This is a genomic window from Kordia jejudonensis (assembly GCF_001005315.1).
In the GTDB taxonomy this organism is placed as follows: Bacteria; Bacteroidota; Bacteroidia; order Flavobacteriales; family Flavobacteriaceae; genus Kordia; species Kordia jejudonensis.
In genome coordinates this window covers 25,068-47,276 of sequence record NZ_LBMG01000002.1, presented here as the reverse complement: position 1 = coordinate 47,276, position 22,209 = coordinate 25,068, and the positions used below count along the sequence as shown (strand labels likewise).

22 protein-coding genes and 1 tRNA gene are annotated in these 22,209 nt (G+C 33.5%); 15 read left to right on the top strand and 8 right to left on the bottom strand.

The features are described from left to right. Positions 1 to 151: 151 nt before the first annotated feature. The gene (locus AA089_RS01095) at positions 152 to 544 is read right to left on the bottom strand and encodes a hypothetical protein (protein WP_241479956.1); all 393 of its coding nucleotides are present in this window, start codon (positions 542 to 544) and stop codon (positions 152 to 154) included. 151 nt (positions 545 to 695) lie between these two features. Between AA089_RS01095 and AA089_RS01090 the strand changes: the two genes are divergently transcribed. The 10 genes from AA089_RS01090 to AA089_RS01050 all read left to right on the top strand — a co-directional run bounded on the left by AA089_RS01090 (position 696) and on the right by AA089_RS01050 (position 6,810). Further along, on the top strand, positions 696 to 953 hold the full coding sequence (locus tag AA089_RS01090; protein WP_046755064.1) for a hypothetical protein: 258 nt from the start codon (positions 696 to 698) through the stop codon (positions 951 to 953). Between the two features lie 108 nt (positions 954 to 1,061). Continuing rightward, positions 1,062 to 1,676, top strand: a complete 615-nt coding sequence (locus AA089_RS01085) for a DUF4230 domain-containing protein (protein ID WP_046755063.1) — start codon at positions 1,062 to 1,064, stop codon at positions 1,674 to 1,676. A gap of 94 nt (positions 1,677 to 1,770) precedes the next feature. Further along, complete coding sequence (locus AA089_RS24455; RefSeq protein ID WP_156168853.1) at positions 1,771 to 1,914, top strand: hypothetical protein; 144 nt, start codon at positions 1,771 to 1,773, stop codon at positions 1,912 to 1,914. Positions 1,915 to 1,973: 59 nt separating this feature from the next. After that, on the top strand, positions 1,974 to 2,342 hold the full coding sequence (locus AA089_RS01080; protein ID WP_046755062.1) for an MmcQ/YjbR family DNA-binding protein: 369 nt from the start codon (positions 1,974 to 1,976) through the stop codon (positions 2,340 to 2,342). 15 nt (positions 2,343 to 2,357) lie between these two features. Further along, positions 2,358 to 2,630 carry a DUF1272 domain-containing protein gene (locus tag AA089_RS01075; protein ID WP_046755061.1) on the top strand — a complete coding sequence of 91 codons (273 nt, stop codon included), beginning with the start codon at positions 2,358 to 2,360 and terminating at the stop codon, positions 2,628 to 2,630. A gap of 148 nt (positions 2,631 to 2,778) precedes the next feature. Beyond that, positions 2,779 to 3,192 carry a response regulator gene (locus AA089_RS01070; protein ID WP_046755196.1) on the top strand — a complete coding sequence of 138 codons (414 nt, stop codon included), beginning with the start codon at positions 2,779 to 2,781 and terminating at the stop codon, positions 3,190 to 3,192. Between the two features lie 147 nt (positions 3,193 to 3,339). Then, the gene (locus AA089_RS01065) at positions 3,340 to 5,403 is read left to right on the top strand and encodes a PAS domain-containing sensor histidine kinase (protein WP_046755060.1); all 2,064 of its coding nucleotides are present in this window, start codon (positions 3,340 to 3,342) and stop codon (positions 5,401 to 5,403) included. Between the two features lies 1 nt (position 5,404). Continuing rightward, positions 5,405 to 5,728, top strand: coding sequence for an Hpt domain-containing protein (locus tag AA089_RS01060; RefSeq protein WP_046755059.1), 324 nt, complete (start codon positions 5,405 to 5,407; stop codon positions 5,726 to 5,728). 12 nt (positions 5,729 to 5,740) lie between these two features. Then, a complete protein-coding gene (locus AA089_RS01055) occupies positions 5,741 to 6,460 on the top strand; it encodes a LytR/AlgR family response regulator transcription factor (RefSeq protein WP_046755058.1) in 720 nt (239 codons plus the stop codon). Between the two features lie 125 nt (positions 6,461 to 6,585). After that, the gene (locus AA089_RS01050; protein WP_046755057.1) at positions 6,586 to 6,810 is read left to right on the top strand and encodes a hypothetical protein; all 225 of its coding nucleotides are present in this window, start codon (positions 6,586 to 6,588) and stop codon (positions 6,808 to 6,810) included. An 8-nt stretch (positions 6,811 to 6,818) separates the two neighbouring features. Here the strand turns inward: AA089_RS01050 and AA089_RS01045 are convergent, their stop codons facing one another. From AA089_RS01045 to AA089_RS01025, 5 genes are all read right to left on the bottom strand, one after another. After that, on the bottom strand, positions 6,819 to 7,919 hold the full coding sequence (locus tag AA089_RS01045) for a DUF4407 domain-containing protein (protein ID WP_046755056.1): 1,101 nt from the start codon (positions 7,917 to 7,919) through the stop codon (positions 6,819 to 6,821). 91 nt (positions 7,920 to 8,010) lie between these two features. Then, entirely contained in the window at positions 8,011 to 9,453 is a 1,443-nt protein-coding gene (locus AA089_RS01040) for a TlpA family protein disulfide reductase (RefSeq protein WP_046755055.1), read from the bottom strand. Positions 9,454 to 9,571: 118 nt separating this feature from the next. Next, a complete protein-coding gene (locus AA089_RS23405; RefSeq protein WP_053002149.1) occupies positions 9,572 to 12,055 on the bottom strand; it encodes a M56 family metallopeptidase in 2,484 nt (827 codons plus the stop codon). Then, a complete protein-coding gene (locus AA089_RS01030) occupies positions 12,052 to 12,423 on the bottom strand; it encodes a BlaI/MecI/CopY family transcriptional regulator (RefSeq protein WP_046755054.1) in 372 nt (123 codons plus the stop codon). The genes AA089_RS23405 and AA089_RS01030 overlap by 4 nt, the downstream gene beginning before the upstream one ends. Before the next feature lie 390 nt (positions 12,424 to 12,813). Next, entirely contained in the window at positions 12,814 to 14,202 is a 1,389-nt protein-coding gene (locus AA089_RS01025; RefSeq protein ID WP_046755053.1) for a dipeptidase, read from the bottom strand. Between the two features lie 109 nt (positions 14,203 to 14,311). On the opposite strand from AA089_RS01025, the gene AA089_RS01020 reads away from it, so the two are divergent. From AA089_RS01020 to AA089_RS01000, 5 genes are all read left to right on the top strand, one after another. Further along, positions 14,312 to 14,393: transfer RNA gene (locus AA089_RS01020), tRNA-Leu, on the top strand. 227 nt (positions 14,394 to 14,620) lie between these two features. Beyond that, positions 14,621 to 16,192: a tail fiber domain-containing protein gene (locus AA089_RS01015; protein WP_046755052.1), complete on the top strand. Its 1,572-nt coding sequence runs from the start codon at positions 14,621 to 14,623 to the stop codon at positions 16,190 to 16,192. A gap of 227 nt (positions 16,193 to 16,419) precedes the next feature. Next, positions 16,420 to 18,003: a tail fiber domain-containing protein gene (locus tag AA089_RS01010; protein WP_046755051.1), complete on the top strand. Its 1,584-nt coding sequence runs from the start codon at positions 16,420 to 16,422 to the stop codon at positions 18,001 to 18,003. A 373-nt stretch (positions 18,004 to 18,376) separates the two neighbouring features. Continuing rightward, complete coding sequence (locus AA089_RS01005) at positions 18,377 to 19,876, top strand: tail fiber domain-containing protein (protein ID WP_046755050.1); 1,500 nt, start codon at positions 18,377 to 18,379, stop codon at positions 19,874 to 19,876. A 221-nt stretch (positions 19,877 to 20,097) separates the two neighbouring features. Continuing rightward, the gene (locus AA089_RS01000) at positions 20,098 to 20,283 is read left to right on the top strand and encodes a hypothetical protein (RefSeq protein WP_046755049.1); all 186 of its coding nucleotides are present in this window, start codon (positions 20,098 to 20,100) and stop codon (positions 20,281 to 20,283) included. A gap of 68 nt (positions 20,284 to 20,351) precedes the next feature. Here AA089_RS01000 and AA089_RS00995 read toward each other — a convergent pair whose 3' ends face one another. Further along, positions 20,352 to 20,741, bottom strand: coding sequence for a hypothetical protein (locus tag AA089_RS00995; protein ID WP_046755048.1), 390 nt, complete (start codon positions 20,739 to 20,741; stop codon positions 20,352 to 20,354). A 137-nt stretch (positions 20,742 to 20,878) separates the two neighbouring features. Continuing rightward, positions 20,879 to 22,117, bottom strand: coding sequence for a 3-deoxy-D-manno-octulosonic acid transferase (locus AA089_RS00990; RefSeq protein WP_046755047.1), 1,239 nt, complete (start codon positions 22,115 to 22,117; stop codon positions 20,879 to 20,881). Between the last annotated feature and the right edge of the window lie 92 nt (positions 22,118 to 22,209).

Below are 22,209 nucleotides of genomic sequence, written 5' to 3'. Positions count from 1 at the left end.
TATGTTATATAAACTGACAGTAAAACAGCACAAGTTTATCAATTTGTAAATATACATATTTCGTTTAGATATTTAGAAAAGTGACTAATTTTATACTGTAGTTGCACTATTCTGTAGCTGAAAGTAGCATTTTTTTGAAGTAGGAAGTAGCTTATTTTCCTTTTAAATTTTTCTGAATTTCTTTACTAATTTGATCCAATGTTGGAAAATTTTCCAGCTTAGCGCTAAAGTCTTTGAGCTGTTCGCTAACAATTCGTTTAATTTTGTTCTCCAGAATTTCATCTATAGATTTTCCATACTCAGGAAGTGGTTCTTTAGAAGTATCTACAGATAAAATCATAGGCTCTTTTCCTGTAATTAACCATAATGGATTCAAATCTGGATATATATCGATTATTCTCTCCAATACATCACTGCCTACAGAAGCTCCTGACTTTGATTGCTTACTTGTATAGCCGTTTCCTACGCCTATAGACATATCAAACGCACGCATGCTTAAGTTTTTATATTGAATAAAGAGGAGAATTCTGTCGATTATTTTCATAATAATTAGAAATTATACTATAAAATGTTTAATTTTATAGAAAATAGTTTGCAATTGTATTGAGTAAGCTACTACAAGCGTCATAAAATCAATAGTAGTTCAGCATTAATATAACAATTAGTAAATATATGGATAAATTCAAGAATCTAAAATGATACACAAAGAACAAAGAAGAAAACTCAAAGAAATCTTGGGATATCACTATACAGATGGTGTCTTAAAAATCCTAAAAGAAAATAAAATTACGAGTAGAAATGGAAAGCCATACGGTTCTTCAATGATACGAAATGTTTTCAATGGACTCAACGAAAATGAAGATATTGAAAACGCAATCATAGAACTATTTATCAGAACGCAGGAAGATGTAAAAGAAACACAAGAAATCCGAAATAGAATTTTAGGAATATAAATTCGAGTATTTTAGCATAAAACAACACCGTTTCTTACAATTGCTTAAAAATAATGTAAATTTGTCGTGCAATAATTAAGGTATAGTTATTGTAATTACGAGCATTATATGGATATATTTTTAGCACTATTACTTGGAGGAATTGTTTCATATTTCATTTACAATTACTTAGGAAAGAAACAAAGGGAACAGTTAACAACACGACAATCACAGTTATTATTAGATAAAATAAGAAGTGTTTGTAAGTTGACTACGGTTGAAGGTGACTTTAGTGAAATTTACCATTATGAAAACAAATCAGCGCACTTTCTAAAGCTTATACCAAGTAAAAAAAGAGCGCTTATTGTCATAAAAGCTAAAGCAAGTGTTGGGTACGATTTGAAAAAACTTCAACTAAAAGCGGATACAGAAAAAAAGCAAGTTCAAATTATTCATTTTCCAGAACCTCAAATTCTATCAGTCGAAACAGATTTTACCTATTATGATAAAAAAGATGGTTTGCTAAACAAATTTGGTGCTGAAGATTTAACAGCTTTAAATAAAGAAGCAAAACAATATATTATTGATAAAGTGCCCGATAGCGGATTGATTGAAACTGCTAAAAGAGAAGCACTTGATGCCATACTTATCATTGAGAAAATAGTAGAAACGATCGGTTGGGAATTAGACTATTCAAAACTAGCACTTCTAGAAGATGATATCTCGTATCTAAAAGCACGTTAATTGCCTTAATTTCGCATGAAGTTTATGCTGAATTAATACTTACATAACGTAAACTCAGAAATTCTTGTTGTATCTTTGTTGCAAATAATTAGCAATGCAAAAGAAATCTTTGGTTGATAAAGTAGTTTACTATCTAAATGACGTTCTTGTTAGTTTAGATATCGCGCCAATTCAAAAAGTTGGAAATCAAGAAAAAAATAAAAGCAACACGATCACTAAGACAAATATCAATAATTAGTAAAGTTTGCCAATTTTCGTATTCATCGCTTTTTTATATCTTGCCACAAATTAAATGCAATGAATATTGAATTACTTCGTAATTACTGTATTTCAAAACCTGCCGTTACAGAAGAATTTCCTTTTGATCAAGACACCTTAGTATTTAAGGTTTTAGGAAAAATGTTTGCACTCAGTTCATTAAAAAAATGGGAGCAAGGCTTAGGTGCTGTAAACCTAAAATGTGATCCTGAAAAATCGATTGAACTTCGGGAAACCTACGAAAGTATCATTCCAGGGTTTCATATGAGTAAAAAACATTGGAACACTATTGAATTGTTTCAACACGAACTGTCAACTGAATTTGTACAGCAACTCATAGATCATTCATATGAATTAGTGGTAAGTGGCATGACAAAAAAGCAACAAGCCGAATTGAAAAACCATTAAAATTCTAAAAAATACATGTTAGAACTGAGGCCAAATTGCGAACACTGTAACAAAGATTTGCCACCAGATGCTGTTGATGCATTAATTTGTACATTTGAATGTACATATTGTGAAAAATGTGTGACGACTATTTTAAAAAATACATGCCCAAATTGTGGCGGAAATTTTACCAAACGACCATTGCGTCCAAAACGACTTTTGGAAAAATATCCACCAAGTTTAAAACGTGTTCATAATCCTACAGATTTAGAAAGGCATTATGAGAACATCAGTAAAAACAGTACGTAATCGACGAAAAACACTTTATTTAACAAACCATTTATCTATCATAAAGTACCATTCGACTTGTTTAGAATCAATTTAATCGAAAGATACTTTCTTTCTAACATATAAATAAGAAATTTACGTTGTGATTGGAGATATAACAATAACGCCAATGGTAGAAAATCTTTCGTTTTTATTCATCGAAGATGACGAGATTGAAGTAATGAAGTTTAAAAGATCCTTAAAAAAATTGGGCTTTAAACATCGGATACTTGAAGCCAAAAATGGAGAAGAAGCTTTAGCCGTTTTAAAAAGAAAGGAAGAGCTTCCAAACGTCATTTTGCTCGATTTGAATATGCCAAAAATGAACGGACTTGAATTCTTAAAAGAACTCAAGGCGGATGAGCATTTGCGTTACATTCCTGCAATTATTGTAACCACTTCTAACAATCACAAAGACATGCTGGAAAGTTACAAACTTGGAATCGCAGGCTACATCATAAAACCATTACGCTACGAAGATTACATTGTTAAAATTCAACGTGTTATCGATTATTGGATGGTAAATGAAGTTATCAGTCTCTAAATAAAAAACATCCATCTTCCCATTTCTTTACAACAATACATTTCAAAAAAGTGTGTAGATCATCGGTTAATTAGGCTAAACATCTGAAAAGTATACGGAATTTAGTATATTCATCTCGAAATACGAATCCATTCAGATTTGCGTTTAATGAAAGACCCTATCCAAACCCTAAAATTAGCGCTCGAAAACGAAAAAAAAGCACGCGAAAAAGCAGAATCTCTTTTGCTACATCGTACAAGCGAGCTTTTAGAAGTGCAAGAAGCCTTGAAGAAAAAAACCATCGAATTTGATGGCGTTTTTCAAAACATTCTCGACTCTTTTATTCTCATGGATATCATGGGAAACGTTATCAAAATGAACGATGCGGCTGTCAAACTTTTTGGATACGATATCAAAAAAGAAGAGCTCAATGTCTTAAATATCATTTACAAAGATGACTTCGAATATGCCATGAATTCCTTTGCAAAACTAATTGAAGATGGATCTTTTGAAAACTATGAAGCTCGCGTATATACTAAGGAAAAGCAAGTAAAATGGGTTCAAATCAATTCGAGTCTTATCTACAATGAAGAAGGACGTATCATTGCTGCACAAGGTATTGTACGCGATATCACACAAGCCAAAGAAAGCACGAAAATTTTTGACGAACAACAAGAGCAATTAGCCGCTATAGTTAACAACTCTTTAGCAGGAATTGTGTTGGCACAAGATCGAAAAATCATTAAAACCAATAAAGCATTTCAAGAATTCACACAATATTCGGAAGAAGAATTATTTGAAGTACCACTAGCGAAGCTATCATTTCCTGAAGCACGTGAAGAATCGAATATGTATTATGATCAAATGGTTGCTGGCGAAATTGATCGGTACGATCTTAGAGAAACTTACAAACGAAAAGATGGTACTTTTTTTCTATCCAAAACAAACGTGACTGCGATAAGAAATACATCAGGTAACATAAAATACCAACTGGCTTTTGTGCAAGACATTACCGAAAAACACAAAAGACGTTTAATGTTGAATACACTCAACAATCTCACTCGATCATTTATAGGAAAACTAAATTTTCACGACATTGCTTGGGAAATTGCAAACGTAATTGCGCGCGACTTAGAATTTGAAGACTGTGTAGTATACTTGGTAGACAAAGAAAACCAAGTCTTAGAACAAATTGCAGGTTACGGTGCAAAAGTAAATGAACAAAAGGAAATTGTTAACAAAATATTCATTCCGTTTGGCAAAGGAATCGTTGGGCATGTTGCACAAACAGGAAAAGCTGAGTTAATACATGACGCCTGTAATGATGAAAGATATGTTGTTGACGACAAGCGAAGACATTCCGAAATTACCGTACCAATCATCGTAAACGGAGAAGTTATAGGAATCATAGATTCTGAAAACTCAGTAAAAAACTTTTTCACAAAACAACACTTACGCTTACTCAAAAATGTTGCCGATTTAGTGTCAATTCAGTTGACAAATGCCGCAAACTTAGAACGCACAATTGCCGCAGAAAATCAAAACAAAGAACTATTAGAAAACTTAAAACGTAGTAACAAAGAACTGCAAGATTTTGCACACATTGTTTCGCACGATTTAAAATCTCCTTTGCGAAGTATAAATGCATTAATATCTTGGTTTCAAGAAGATTATGAAGAAGTTTTAGATGCGGAAGCGACCGAAACTTTTGACAAACTCAATAACAAACTAGAGCAAATGGATGCGCTTATTGATGGAATTTTGCGCTATTCAAGTATTGCAAACAACAACAGCTTGCCCAGACAAAATGTTGCTATTGAAGAAGTTTTGCAAGAAATTGAAACCATTTTGTACATTCCTGATCATATTGCGTTCGTATATCCAACAAACTTACCAACGATTAATGCCGACAAAACACGCATCAAACAATTATTTCAAAATCTAATCAGTAATGCAATTAATTATATTGATAAAGAAAACGGGAAAATTGAAGTGCGTTTTGAAGAACAAAAAGACTATTGGAAATTTGCGGTTGCAGACAATGGAGTTGGAATTGCCAAAAGCTATCACGACAAAATATTTAAAATATTTCAGACACTTGATAAAAAAGGCAAATCAACAGGAATTGGTTTATCTATCGTGAAAAAAATTATAGAACTCTACAATGGCGAAATTTATCTTGAATCTGAAGCACAAAAGGGAACTACATTCTTTTTTACAATAAAAAAATAATATGCAGCTAGATACACCAAATTTATCCTACATACAAATGCTGTCTGACGGAGACGAAGAGTTTGAAACCAGCATGATAGCCATCCTAAAAAGAGAACTTCCTGTAGAAAAAGAAGCTTTCGTGCAAAGCATCCAGAATAAAAACTATAAAAATTCTGCGGAGCTCGTACATAAAATTAAACATAAAATTAGTATTTTGGGACTTGAAAAAAGCTATGAGTTTGCCGTTTCTTTTGAAGAAGCGCTAAAAAATGATGATTCAAGTGGATACGATACGTTTATGAGAATTCTGCAAAACATGGAAGATTTTTTAACCAAAATTTAAGCCTACCTACTTATGAAGTGTATAATTGTTGACGATGAAGCTGCAGCAAGAGCAATTACCAGACAGCTCTGTAAAAAAATAGAAGAATTGGTTATTGAGGAAGAATTTGATAATGCCATTGACGCGATCAAATACTTAAACTCAGAAACAGTTGATCTTATTTTTCTAGACATTCATATGCCTACATTTTCAGGATTTGATTTTATTCAAACCTTGAAAAATCCACCACAAATCATCTTGACCACTTCCGATAAAAATTTTGCATTGGATGCTTTTGAGTACGACTGTGTTGTTGACTATTTAGTAAAACCAATTACGCCAGAACGTTTTGCAAAAGCTGTGGAACGCATGAAAGATAGAACAGCTCCTGCAAAGACTGAAGAGCCTGTATTAACTTCTTCTGACGATACTGCAAGCATAGGAAACGATTTGTATGTAAATATCGATCGTCGTTTGGTAAAAATAAACATTCCTGATATCTGTGTGATTGAAGCAAAAGGTGATTACATAAAAATTAAAGCCGAAGACAAAAACTACATTGTACATTCTACACTAAAAAAGATAGAAGAAAAATTACCAAACTCTCTTTTCTTAAAAGTACATCGTTCCTACATTATCAATACAACAAAAATTGTTGATATAGAAGACAATAGTGTATTGATAAAACAAGACGTTATTCCTGTAAGCAGAGCGAACAAAAAAGAACTGATGCAGCGTCTAAACTTATTATAATTTAGAACAAATTATAAGGGTTTAAAGGTCATTTTTCTCACATATAGAACATTTAGCGTCAGCACCTTGAAATAATTGCAATATTTTTCTTATATTTTATCTCAAGAAATTAACCTACTGAACCCATGAGATGGAAAGGAAATAAAAAATTCAAGGAAGTCATTACCGATGACGGCTATCATCTAAAAGCAGAGTACATCCAAGAAAGTAAATATTGGTGGATTGTCTACAAAAATGGCAAAGTACTATACAGAGCTATCGCTGAGAGTGAATTTGCAACTAGTTTACAAATTGCCCAAGCAAAAGCGCAGCAACGCATGATTAGACATCTAAAAAGTATGAGCAATTAAGAGCTGACTTAGAATTGTTTTTTCTGTAAATTGAAAAAAGCATCGGCTTGTAACTTCATCAATTCACGTGCTTTTTTGCGTTTGTGTGCGTACAATTCTTCTTCTTCCGCAATATCAGCATACACTTTATTATTTAGTGCTATATCAGTATCTAATAATGTTTTGCGCTGATCTACTTTTTGTGCAACCCAAGTTTTTACTGCGTCTTCCGCATCTTGCAATTTCAAGTCATATTCTCCTTTAGAGGAAAATAGTTTTGCGAAAATTGGCGATGTTTCTACAGCCAAAAATAATAAAAAGATAAAAAAGGAAGGAAGCCAAGGCAATTCTCCCAAAGCATTCACACGCGCCATTAATCCGTCAAAACCTTCAATAATAGGTTGCGTCGTTGCTTCTTGTGTTTTTTGTTTTTCAATCAAATCAACAATCGCTTGATCTTTAGCAGCCAACTTGGTATTTGTTTCTGCGCGTAGCGTTTGTAATTCTAACAACGCAGCATCGTGTTTTTCTCTTTTCTCTTTGTATACAGGACCTTTTCCAACCAATTCGGTACCTTTTCGTCCTTCTGCTTCCGAAATATATGTTTCGTATAAGTCTTTTACTTCTTTCTCTTTGGCAGCAACCTCATTTTTCAGTAGTGTAATTTCTCCTTTAATTTGTTCAATTTCAGGTGTAAATTGTTGTGCAATTTGTGTTTTATTCACCAGTGTTAATTCATTCTTTTGCTCCAACAACACTTGATTGATTTCTTTCTCAAAAATCTTTAATTCCAATGGTTTGGAAATGACAACGGCAATAATTAGCGCTAAAATAATTCGAGGAGTTGCTTGGAGAATTTCATCAAACTTGTTGTCTCTTTTTCGAAGTGTAGAAACAATAAAACGATCTAAATTAAAAATTAACAATCCCCAAACGAGTCCAAAACCTACAGCTGCAAACGCATTGTCAAAAACGGTATATAAAGCGTAACTACTTGCAATAAAAGCCATTAAAGCAGTGAAGAAAACCGTGGCGCCAATTCCAGCATATTTGGTTTGTTCGCCATCGCTACAATCGCGAACCAAGTCGAGGTCTACGCCCGAACAAACGAGAAAAAATTGTTTTAACATAAAAAAGTCTTTTGATTGATGATACTATAAGAACGCAAGTTTTGTAGAAATGTTACAAACTCGTGACTACTTTTTTCTATGTCAGCAGTGTTTATTTTTCTAAAAATGCTCGAAGTTTCGCTATATCACTTGGTCTTGGTGCATTATTGGTCACTAAATTTCCTTTTTTGTCCACAATCAAATATTGAGGAATGGTCACATATCCATCAACTAAAGAGTGATTTTTTTCAAAATCGACAAAAAATTCCTGACTCGCTAATAAGTGCAAACCATCTAATTCAAAATACTTAATATCTTGTTCCCATTTGGTGCGTTTTTCAGGTTTGTCTAAAGAAATGTATAGTTTTTTATATCCTTTTTCTTTCAACAAAGCATTTAAGGTGTCATTGTGTTTAAATTCTCGCTTACAAGGACTGCACCAAGTTGCCCAAAGGTCTATATAATACGGTTCGCCTTTTAAATCTGCTAGTAAATCTGTTAAACTTGCAACCGTTTCATTTTCATAGAATTTTACATCAGCGGGCATTTCTCCTGAAATTTTCAAATGATATTCGCGAATTTTATCAATATCAGGTTTTAAATATGGAGTGTATACACTATTTGGAAAATCTTCTTGAAACTGTTCAAATACAGAAATCAAGCTTTTTTCAAATTTAGTTTGTTTGGCTTCTTCGATAATATATGCTGCCGCAGCTTTTTCGGCAACGGATTGATTTTCATAAGTACGAATTAAGTTATAGTGAAACGGATGCATCTTATCATTTGTGTAATAATTTTGCAAAGAATCTTTCGTAATCGTTCCTTCCGAAAGTACTTCATAGGTAGCATGCTCTTTCAAAACAGTGTTTGCATACGTATTCCAAAAACTTGGTTTGTACTCGGTTTCAAGTGGATACGTAGTAACAGTTTCTTCAAACAGCGCTAAAAAATCATCTGGAATGGTAGTTTGAAAATATTGCTTCGTTGTTACAATTTGAGCAGTTCGCATCGCATAAAAATAGTCAATCTCCTTCTTCAATATTTCTTCCAGCTTAGGATCAATTTTTTTAGTGTCGATACTATTTTGTAATGTTTCTAACTCTGCATTTTTCAACAAATTGATTTTTTCTACTACTTGCGTAACTAAGGTATCATTTTTAAACTTGTTAGATTCAGTCATCGTAAAATACGGTCTTTCAACACTATTCAAAAACTCCATTCCAGCGTTATGTTTTCCGGTAAAAACATAGGCAGAATCTTGTGGAATAATTTCAATACGTTGACCAGGTAACAGAATCGCTTTCAGGTTTTTTTGTCCAATAATAACATTGATAAATTCAGGAGTTTCAATGGTTTTCGTAAATACAAATTCATCCTGTTCATTTTTATAAATAGTATCTGTTTTTTCATTCCACAAGATAAAATCGTCAATCGGATTTCTTACTTCAATAAATTGTATATCAGGCGCGTTAACTTTAATTGAAGCTGGTTTTTGTTCTTTTACAGTACAAGAAATGCAAAGGACTAAAAGAAGTGAAAAAAGGATTGGTTTCATGCTGAGGTTTTAATTTGATGTCTGATTTTTAAAGATACATAAAAGAAAAAGCTCTTTTGTATATTTTAGGATTCAAATTATACAAAAGAACTTTTTATAGTTTCAAGCACTCAAAAAATTACGAATCTGATAACTTTACAAAAGCACTACTATTTTCAGTCTCAGTTCTTGAATATACCTTGAGGTTTTTATTTTTACGAACCATACGCAACGCTTCTCTATACGTAATACGTTTTTCATTAAAATAAAATACAGCATTGTGTCTGTTCATTACTTTTATATGATTCACAATATTATCAGCAGTTACCGCAGGCATCGATTTGACAACTGCGACTGTTTTACCGCTTCCTTTTTTTCTTGGTGGCGGTGGCGGCAATACTTTCCCGTTTTTATCTACAGGTTGTCCAAAACGATTGTATAGTAGTTTTTTCCCGTCTTTAATTGTAAAATAAAATGTTTCCCCGTTAATATCCGTATAACCTGCGTGCACTTCTTTACCGTCCCAAGCGGCAGCTTTTTTAGCATCTGGTGCTACTGGCGGTGGCGGTGGTGGCGGAATTATGTTTCCGTTCTCGTCAACCAATTGACTTTGTTCATTGTAGATATATTTTACGCCATTTTTTACGATATAGTAGTGCTTTTTACCATTAATAGTCATGGTTTGTACGTTTTGACCTTTAATGTTTTCATGCATTTTACCAATATCTTTAGACCTTGCTTCGGTTACAGTTGGAAATGCTGTTTCTTTCACTTCAATAACCACTGGTTTTTTCGGTTTAGGAACTTCCCCAGTTTTTACCTCTTTAATAGTAGGAACTTTTGGAGCTGGTGGCGGCGGCGGTGGCGGAATATCAGTAGAACTGATCGTCTCAATTTGACGAATTTTGAATTCCTTTAGTGCTTTTTTTGCGTTTGCAATTGGTGTTGTAAGCGCTTCTTTTTCGTAACCATCGTAAATAATGAGCCCAGTTCTTGCTCTTTTGTGTTTAATTTTTGAAAGTTCAGCTTGGATGTATTTGTTCAGTTCTTTTAAATCACAGATGTGCTCATAATTCACTAAAAACCTTCCGTTTTTGTTAATATAAATCACGATGTCTTTTCTATTTCCTTGTCTTTTTTCTTTGGCAGGAAACTTCATTTCGTTTGATTCCTTCTTTTCATCAACATATGTAATTGATAATTTGTCGGCGTTGGCAAGTTCTTCTTTTACCGTTCGTTGTATGGTGCTAGCACCAACTTTTTTGTTGTGCTTTCCTTTTTTGAAATACAATATAGCGCTTTTCGATAATGGATTCGATAGTTCAGCTTTCAACGCTTCAAAACCTTTCGCAGTGTATAAGTGCATTTGATACAACTGTGGAAAACGCTTGCTTCGCGCATTTTTTGCCACACGACTTCCTGTATAATGAACAATGTCATAGTTTGAAATTTCGTTGTTTTCAATCACTTTTCCATCGAGCCAAATGGCAAATCCTTCTTTGCTTTTCCAGTCGTTTAATAGTTTTGCTGTCGGACGTTTCGCAACTGGCGTTTTTGGAACAGGCAGCAATAAGGCTTTTTCTTCCTGCGTTAATTGCGCATATTTCTTTTTGACTTTGGAACCATCTTCTTTTTCAAAAATAAAGGTTGCATTTTGGTAATAATATTCTTTTGGATCTTGTTGATCGATGATAATTACCGCTTCCGTTGGCGTTTCAATAGTTGCTGACGTAGTTTCTTTTGCCGCTACTTTTGTGCTAAACAAAAATAGTGCGCCAATAAAAACAGGAATTGTGAGTGCAGCAAAAAGCCAAGCTCGAATTTTAGATGTATGTTTTGTCATCATTTGAAGTCTTTTTTTAGTTACAGAAAAATTTAAATTACTGGCTAAGTATAAGTTATGATTCCAACTAGCATTGTTGAGTAATAATTGTTGATAGCTTGGAATTTGAATGTTTGATTTTAGTACGGCATCATCCGCTAAAAATTCATGATTGAGCTGAATTGCCTTTTTGTAAAAAATTAATAATGGATTGAACCAAAATACGATCTGAATCAATTCGATTAAAATAATATCCAATGTGTGTTTTTGCGTGACATGTGCGAGTTCATGTGTGTACAATTCCTCAGCAATATTTTGCCGTTCATACGCTTCTTTTTCAATAAAGATGAAATGTAAAAATGTATGTGGAAGTGTTGTTTCTTTTAGTAAAACGAGCGATGCTTTTTTGTACAATGCTTTTGCATTTCGCGTAATTTTATAAAAGATTTGATAAATATTATTCATGAAACGTAAAAAGAATACCAAATAGCCAATGCTATAAACACTTGCTAATACGATCATCCAAGTAGGAATTCCGCTTGGTACTTCCGCAGTTGTTTGTGTTACAGGAAGTATTTCTGAAAGATTTGGTTGCTCGAAATTGATCATTGAAGCACTTTCCGTTTCAGGAATTACAAGCGTTGTTTCCATGGTAATGAATGGTACAATTAGTGCAAAACACAAGCCAAAGAGTAAATAATACCGATTGAATTTGTACATACGTTCGCGTTCTAAAAGTACTTTGTATACCAGCAAAATTAGTGCGATACACAATCCTGATTTGATGATATAAGTAATCATTGGTTATTGTCTTTTAATTGTTGATCGATAATTTTTCGCAATTCTTTTAATTCAGTATCGGACAAGTTGGTTTCTTTGGTAAAGAAAGAAGCAAATTGTGATGCTGAATCATTGAAGAAGTTTTTAATCAATCCGTTTAGATGATTGGAGAAATAGTCTTCCTTTTTTATTAATGGATAGTATTCTCTTGATTTTCCAAACGTTGTATAGGAAACATATCCTTTGTCTGTCATACGTTTTAGCAACGTAGCAATTGTAGTGGTTGCTGGTTTTGGTTCATCATATTGTTCCAAAATGTCTTTCATGAATGCTTTTTGGAGCTTCCATAAATGTTGCATCAATTGTTCTTCAGTTTTCGATAGTTTCACAAGTCAAAAATTTTAGTTCATCTTTTAGGTATTGGTACAAATGAATGTTTTTACTTTGGTCGACATCAACGTAAAAACAGCTCAGGAGATACCAAGTAGTGTAATATTACTCTACAAATGTAGAACATAAAATTTAATTCTACAAATGTAGAGGTAAAATAGTTCGTTTCAATAAGTGTTGCGATTGGAGTAGTGAGTATTAAGCACTAAACTTGTTCCTACATATTTTTATCTTTACAACTTAATATTAATAGGTAGGTTCTACTTTCGCGTTAAGGATAGAGGCTTTGTTGAAGCTCCTCGAAGAGAGCGACTGCCGATAGCCTGACCCTTGGGAAACGCCCAAAAAAAAATCCGCACGAAGCGGATTTTATAGATTGTATGTGTTTTTTACTTAGAAAGTTCAGTAAAATATTTGTAAAATAGTGGAATGGTTTCAATTCCTTTGAGATAATTGAAGATTCCGAAATGCTCATTTGGCGAGTGAATTGCGTCGCTGTTAAGTCCGAATCCCATCAAAATGGTTTTACTTTTCAGTTCTTTTTCGAATAAAGAGACAATCGGAATACTTCCGCCAGAACGTTGTGGAATAGCAGGAACGCCAAAAGTATCTTCATAGGCTTTACTCGCTGCTTGATAGCCAATATTGTCAATCGGCGTTACGTATCCTTGTCCGCCATGATGTGGCGTTACTTTTACGGTTGTGCCTTTTGGAGCCAAACTTTCGAAGTGTGTTTTAAATAATTCTGTAATTTCTCGCCAATCTTGATTTGGTACTAAACGCATTGAAATTTTAGCATAAGCTTTACTCGCAATTACGGTTTTTGCGCCTTCGCCTGTGTATCCGCCCCAAATTCCGTTGACATCTAGTGTTGGACGAATGGAATTCCGTTCGTTAGTTGTGTACCCTTTTTCTCCGTATACATCGTCAATATCGAGTGCATTTTTATATTCCTCAAGGGAGAATGGTGCTTTTGCCATTTCAGCGCGTTCTTCCGCAGATAGTTCTTCTACGTTGTCGTAAAAACCTGGAATGGTGATATGATTGTTTTCATCGTGTAGGGAAGCAATCATTTTTGTCAATATATTGATCGGATTAGCGACTGCGCCTCCGTATAAACCTGAGTGTAAATCACGGTTTGGTCCTGTAACTTCAACTTCTACATAACTCAATCCGCGTAAACCTGTTGTAATGGAAGGTTGCGTATTGCTAATCATGCCCGTATCGGAAATTAGAATGACGTCATTGGCAAGTTTTTCTTGATTGCGTTCTACAAACCAAGCCAAACTTTCGGAACCAACTTCTTCTTCGCCTTCGATCATAAATTTTACATTGCAGGGCAATTGGTTGGTTTCGTTCATTAATTCCAACGCTTTTACATGCATGTACATTTGTCCTTTGTCATCACATGAACCACGAGCAAAAATAGCACCTTCTGGGTGAATGTCTGTTTTTTTGATGATTGGCTCAAAAGGACCACTTTCCCAGAGTTCTAATGGATCTGGCGGTTGCACATCGTAATGTCCGTATACTAAGACCGTTGGCAAATCATCTGAAATATGTTTGTGACCGTATACAATAGGATAACCAGGTGTTTCACAGATTTCAACATGATCGCAACCAGCTTTTTCCAAACTTGTTTTGATTGCGGCTGCGGTATCGATTACATCTTGTGTGTAGGCTGGGTCAGCACTTATTGAGGGAATTTTTAAAAGTTCGATGAGTTCATCAATGAAACGAGTTTTATGCGCTTCAACATAAGATTTTATAGTATTCATGAAGTATATTGAATTTATCTAGATACTCAAATGTACTAAAAAAAGAGGTAAAAATAGTTGCGAGTTGCTTTGAAAATTGAAAATCTTCTTTATATTTGCACCCACATTTGCGGGTGTGGTGAAATTGGTAGACACGCTAGACTTAGGATCTAGTGCCTCACGGTGTGAAGGTTCGAGTCCTTTCACCCGCACAAAAAGCGAAAGCCGAAGTTGATAAGACTTTGGCTTTTTTTATGCAATCATATCTGAAATTTTTTTATTACGATTTCTGCAATGTTTCTGCGATTCTTTTGTCATTAATGCAACGATTATACTAATAAAATACTGATTATTAATGATTTAATTTTACGGTTATCCCGTAATTTTGTTTAACTTTTTGAGATTATTTTTAAACAAAATTAATTCAAAACAATTAACCATGAAAAAAATTACGTTTATTTTAATCTCTTTTTTTACAGCAATTTCTTTTGCTCAAACACCTATTCCAGCACCTTCGCCGACACCTATATTGCTTGGGTTTAACCAGTCTTTTGGAAGTGTTAGTTCGTCAATTAATTTTCCCATAGGGCAGCAATTTGGTACAGGGGAAATTTTCAGATTCAGACCAGGTTTGGTAACACAGTTAGATTCTGGAAGTAGTTTTGGTTTTACCAATAGCCGATGGTTTTCTATCGGTAGACTAAATACGGGAAGTCAGAATGTATACGGTTTGCGTTTTCAATTGCCAAATAGAGCATTAACTATGGGATATCAAGATATTAACGATACAAATCCTAGACTGCAATGGGTAGGCGCAGGCTCTTCCGTAGGAACGGATTTTGAATTTAGAGTAGCCAATAGTTTTACATCTACAAATTCTACATTAGTCGCAACAATGACAAATGAAGGAAATACCTTTTTTGGATCTCCATTAGCAACTAGTGAAACAAAAGTTGGCGTGGATTATAGCGATGTTGCTACCAATAGCAGAACAGGTGTAACTGTTGAAAACGGTAAAAGTGAAAGTAATTATTATACAATTACGGGTTTCAAGTCTATCAACAATGTTTCGTGTACCATAAAAACAGGAATGAGCATTAGAAGTGATGGTGGTTCTTACGGGAATACTGGTGTTAGTGTTAGCTTGTTAGATGGATATTATAATACAGGAGTAAGTTCATCTGTGCGAAGTCAAGCAAGTGGCGGTAGCTCTAATGGTGTACGAGGATCTGTTACTGGACCTAGTGGTGTAACACCTACTGGTTTTGGAGCAGGTATATATGGTAGTTCAGCAGCAACGACAAACAGATATGCAGGTTATTTTGCAGGAAATGTAGTAGTAACAGGATCATTTTCTTCAGGTTCAGATAGAAAACTGAAAAATGATATTAAGGTTGAAGAAAATATGTTGGAAAAATTAACTCAGTTAGATGCTGTTAATTATACATTTAAACCAAATGATCAATTAAATCTTCCTTCAAATTTACAACACGGATTCATCGCTCAAAATGTTGAAGAAGTTTTTCCAGAATTAGTATCTACAATTAAGAAGCCTATTTTGGATGAAAATAATAAAGAGCTAGGTATATATGAATATAAATCTGTAAACTATATTGGAATGATTTCAATTTTGACATCTAGTTTAAAAGAAATGAACGAAGAAATGACGTTGTTAAAAAGTGAATTGGCAGATTTAAGATACGAAGCACAATCTAATGAAAAATCTAAAGTAGAAGATGATGAAGGTACTATAGATGGTGGTTTCTTAATGGAGCAAAACAAACCAAATCCTTTTACAGATCAGTCTGTAATCAACTACAGGTTGCCAAGCGATACTAAAGCGTCGATTGCTGTTGTAGACTTATCAGGAAAGTTTGTTAAAGAATATGAATTAGCTAATGAAAAAGGGCAATTGATTATCAATTCAAGCGATATTGGAAAAGGAATATTTATTTATACATTAATCTCAGGGAATGAAGTAATCATTTCTAAAAAGATGATTATTCGATAATTTTATTCATGTATGTAAGAATAAAAAACGAAAGCCGAAGTTAAACAACAACTTCGGCTTTTTTATGTAGTTATATCAGCAATATTTCTGCAATTGTTATGTCATTAATGAAATAATTTATTTATAAAATACTGATTATTAATGGTTTAATTTTACGGTTATCCCATACTATTGTTTAGTTTTTTGAGTCTACATTTAAACATGTTAACCAAAAAATACATCAACTTATGAAAAAAATTACATTACTTTTTGCATTATTTATTACTACAATTTGTTTTTCGCAAATTATAGCACAGCCTGTTCCTCGGAATCAATCTTTTGATCCCGTACAATCAACCATCAACAATCCAATACCACAACAATTTGGAACAGGAGAAATTTTTAGATTCAGACCTGGTTTAGTAACTCAACTAGATTCAGGGACGAGCTTTGGTTTTACAAATAGTAGATGGTTTTCTATCGGAAGACTAAACACGGGAAGTCAAAATGTATATGGCTTACGTTTTCAATTGCCAAACAAAGCATTAACTATGGGATATCAAGATTTAAGTGATATAAACCCAAGAATTCAATGGGTTGGCAATGCCAATGCTTCAACAACTTCTTTAGAATTTAGAGCTGCAAACAGTTTTACATCTACTAGTTCTACACTCGTAGCAACGATGACAAATGATGGAAGAACGTATTTTGGAGATCCATTATCTGCATTTGATACAAAAGTTAGTATTGATTATACAGTAGTCAGTGGCGCTTCTTCGCGTGTGGGTTTAACTTTAGAAACCGATGCGAGTCAAAATGGTGCTTTTATGACAGGAATACGATCCATAAACAATGCTGGAGGCTTTAGTAAAGTAGGTTTAGATATTGAAAGTACTACGGGTTCTAGCTTCGATAATACTGGAATTAATGTGCGTTTAGATGGAGGAACTCAGAATACAGGTGTAAGAGCACTTGTAACTGATAATGGTAGTGATGGTCCAACATATGGTGTTTTTGGATCCGTATCAAGTACCGCTGATGTGAAAAATCCTGCTTTTGGCGCCGCTATTTATGGTACTTCAGCAACAGACTCCAATCGATTTGCAGGTTATTTTAATGGAAATGTTTTTGTAACAGGAACATTTACATCTTCTGATGAAAAATTAAAAGACAATATTAAAGACGAAAGCAATGTGTTGGAAAAATTAGCACAGTTAAATGCGGTTACCTACACATTTAAATCAAATGATCAATTGCATCTTTCAAGTGACTTACAGCACGGATTTTTGGCACAAAACCTTGAAGAAGTATATCCTGAATTGGTAACAACGATTCAAAAGCCTATTATGGATAAAGACAATAAACCGGCTGGAATATACGAGTACAAAGCGGTAAACTATACAGGACTTATTTCAATCTTAACGTCAAGTATCAAAGAGTTAAATGAAAAATCAACAGCCAATATTGAAGAATTAAATGAAAAAGTAGCAACGCTAGAAAGTCAGTTAGAAGACATGAGAAGGGAAGTTGGACTTACGGATAAAGGCGATTTAGACAATCTAGATGATACTATCGATTCAGGTTTTTCCATGGAGCAAAATAAACCAAATCCGTTTACAAATCAGTCCGTTATAAACTACAGATTGCCTAGTAATACAAAAGCAACAATTGCAGTTGTCGATTTATCAGGGAAGTTTATCAAAGAATACAATCTATCTGATGAAAAAGGGCAATTGACGATCAATTCAAGCGATATAGGGAAAGGAATATTTATCTATACCTTAATCTCAGACAATGAAATAATCATTTCTAAAAAGATGATTGTCCGATAATTTTTATTTAATAAAAACGTACTATAAAAATTGAAGAGGTTGCCTGAAAAGCTAAATTTTCGTTAAGCCGAACTTGATTCGGTTTCTCATATCCATTGAAAATCAGTGTAATGAGATGCTGAATTGATACTGAATCAAGTTCAGAATGACGTTTTTTATACTTTTTAGAAAGCCTCTTTTCAATACAATACTTTTTTTAAAAAATCCTTTCAAATCATACGATAGCGCTTCCTTTTTTATCATTTTACGAAAAACTTCAGCATGTTAAAAAAATCATAATTATCTGATACAGAGTCATTTTTACGGTTAAACCGTAATTGTGTTTAATGTTTTAGAAATATATTTAAACAAACTAATCAAAAATTATTTAACCATGAAAAAAATTACTTTACTATTAGCCTTACTCTTTGCGGGAATAACTTTTGCGCAAAACCAATCATCAGGATCTGTGTTTTCTTCAATTTTCAATCCGATTCCACAACAATTTAGCGGACAGGAAATTTTTAGATTCCGACCAGGTTTGGTAACACAATTAGATGCGGGAACAGCATTTGACTTCAATTCGAGTCAGTGGTTTTCTATAGGTAAACTCAACACGGGAACTCAAGAAGTATTCGGATTGCGTTTTCAGTTAAAAAATAGAGCGTTAACTATGGGATATCAAGATGTAGGTGACGATAATCCGAGAATTCAATGGATTGGAGATACTACGAAGAGTAACTTAGAGTTTCGATCTGCTACAAGTTTTACTTCAACATCATCTACGTTAAATGCAACCATGACTTTTGATGGGAGAACATTTTTTGGAAAACCACTAGCTTCCAACGAACCAATGGTTGGTATCGATTACAGTACTTTGACAGGAAGTAGTACTAAAACAGGTTTCATTGTACGAAACAATACTACAACAGGTAGTTACTTTACAGAAATGAAAGCTATCAATCTGCTTTCGGGCTACATAAAAACAGGTGTCGATGTAAATCACAAAGGAGGAGCTTACAGTGATACAGGTGTCAATGTAAATGTAAGTGATGCATTTCAAAGTACAGGAGTACGTGCAAGAGTAACAGGTAGTTCTAACGGAAGTACCTATGGTGTTCAAGGATTTATTGGAAGTATTGTAAGTAATCCTACTGGTTTTGGTGCAGCTATTTATGGAAGCTCTCCAACAACAACAAACCGTTTTGCAGGATATTTTAATGGAAATGTTACCGTAACAGGAACATTTACAGCTTCTGATAGAAAGTTAAAAGAAAATATTCAAAATGAAGAAAATGTATTAGACAAGTTAGCACAGTTAGATGCAGTTACATATACATTTAAAGAAAATGATCATTTAAACTTACCTTCTGAAGTACAACACGGATTCATCGCTCAAAACATTGAAGAAGTATTTCCTGAATTGGTAACAACGATCAACAGACCAATTATTGGGAAAGATGAAAAAGAAGCTGGTACATTTGAATACAAAGCCGTAAACTATGTTGGATTAATTTCAATTTTGACATCAAGTTTAAATGAAATGAACGAAAAAGTAGCTTCATTAGAAAATGAACTAGAAGCACTAAAAAATGGCAACGCTATAGAAAAGAAAGGAACGGTAGAAGGTCTTGAAGATGTAGGTTTCTCTATGGATCAAAACAGACCAAATCCTTTTACAAGTAGAACAGTAATTAACTATACTTTGCCAAGCAGTACAGAAGCAACAATTTCTGTTTTTGATATGACAGGTAAATTTATCAGAGATTACAATATATCTGGTGAAAAAGGACAAGTAAGTATCAACTCAAATGAAATTGGAAGAGGAATGTTTATCTACAGCTTAACTTCTAACGGAGAAATCAAAGTGACTAGAAAAATGATTATCAAATAAGCTCAAATTTACCATATCGTACATACTAAATAATAAAAAAAACAGCAACTGATCGTGTATTAGTTGCTGTTTTAATTTTTCACAAACACTTGCAATTTATAAATCATAAGCATGACTTAATGTTACGGACTCGTAATATATAAATAGCGACTCATATTCCTTTTTTTGGATAGATTTACACCATAGATTTGGGTCATTGTTTAATTATAAAATAGTAAATTATGAAAAAAAAGAATTTCAAAAGTTTAGCATTGAATAAAAAATCAATCTCTAACCTTGAAAACAAAAGAGGTGGTGGTTTGAATTTAGATACAGATACTTTTTCTTGTCCTTTATATTCTTGCGAAAACTGTACAGATTTAACAAATAATACATGTAGAAATTATTGTACAGAACCCTTAAAATAGTATAAAACATAAAAAAAGCTTCTCCAATTGGAGAAGCTTTTATCTTTTATAAAATAACTAAGTTATGCTTAGTTTTCTGTAGCTTTTTGTTTCAAGTCACTAGCAGCTTTCTTCGTATCTTCCACAGCTTTATTTGCTGCATCTTTTACATTTTCAGCGCCTTTTTCAGCACTTTCTTTTACATCTTTAGCAGTTTCTTTTGCTCCATCAACAGCATCATTTACCGCTTTTTCAGTAGCATCTTTTGCATCTTTTGCTGCTTCTTCAATATCCTTTGCTGTTTCTTTTACGGCTTCTTTTGTAGCTTCGGCAGCTTCTTCAATTTCTTCTCCAGCTTTTTTTGCAGCAGCTTCCGTTTTTTCAGCAGCTTCGTCTGTCTTTTTCTTCACTTCTTCACATGAAGTTACACCAAATACCAATGCAACTGCAAGTGCTACTTTTAAAATTACTTTTTTCATCTCTGATCTTATTTATTGTTAATTGTACAACAATGTTAAGATTTCTTTTACGGATAAACAAAGAATGCTTTAACATCTTTTTAACACACTGTAAAATTGTCAATTTTATAGATAAAAGGTAACTTTTTGAAGATATCTTAAAATTTAGATAGATAATTCATGATAATTTCACTAGCATTTCCATGAGAATGAACATAGTTGTGGTTGATGTTACTAACTTCTTCATTAAAATCTGTATCTGTAAGCAAACGTGTCATCGTATTTGCAAACTCATCTTGATGCTTCACAGAAATAATACCACCAAGTTGTACCAAATCTTCAGCTTCCTTAAATCCAGCATACGTTTTGCCAATCACAACCGGAATTCCAAAAACGGCAGGTTCTAGCGTGTTGTGCAATCCTGTAGTTCCCATGCCGCCACCAACATAAGCAATATCTGCATAACTATAAATTTTAGTCAAAATTCCAATTGTATCTACAATAAACACATCAAACTGATTCAAATTTTCATGCTGTTCCATTTCTGAAAACAATACAGTAGATTTGGTAATGCTTTGTTTCAGTTTCAGAATTTCTTGTTGTTTAATGTTATGCGGCGCAATAATATATTTACAATCATTGGGAGACGAATTGATAAAAGGCACAAAAATAGCTTCATCTTCTTGCCAACTACTTCCAATCACAATACACGTTGAATTTCCTTTAAAATCTGCTACAAACGGCAACGAATTATCACGTTCTAAAATCTCTAAAACCCTGTCAAAACGTGTGTCGCCACTAACTGTTACAGTTGTATAATTAATAGATAAAAGCAACTTTTTTGAAGCTTCATCCTGTACAAAAATATGGTTAAACGCATGCAACGACTTTCGCATCCAGCCACCATACGATTTAAAAAACACCTGAGAAGGCCTAAAAATAGTAGAAATAGAAATGGTGTGAATCGTACGCTTCTTTAACTCCGCTAAATAATTTGGCCAAAACTCATACTTCACAAACACAACCAATGTTGGTTTTACCAAATCTAAAAAACGCTTGGCATTCGCTTTCGTATCTAATGGCAAATAGGTAATTACATCTGCAACGCCACTATCTTTTTTCACTTCATAACCAGAAGGAGAAAAAAATGTCAGTACAAATTTGTGTGTTGGATATTGCTTTTTCAAAGCTTCTAAAACAGGCAAACCTTGTTCATATTCGCCCAAAGAAGCTGTGTGAAACCAAATAACGTTGTCTGTAGTTTCAATTTGGTTTGCTAAAGTTTCAAAAACCGTCTTTCGTCCAGTCACAAAAAGTCCAAGTTTTTTATGAAATAGTGCAACTATATTTAGGAAGAACCCCGTAATGTAGATTAATATGTTATAGATAAAATACAAATGACAAAAGTTTGATGCTAAAATACATTCTTTCACTTAAATTCATTGGGTATCGTTGTACAATTTTGTAATATTGTTAGAACAAAAGAAAG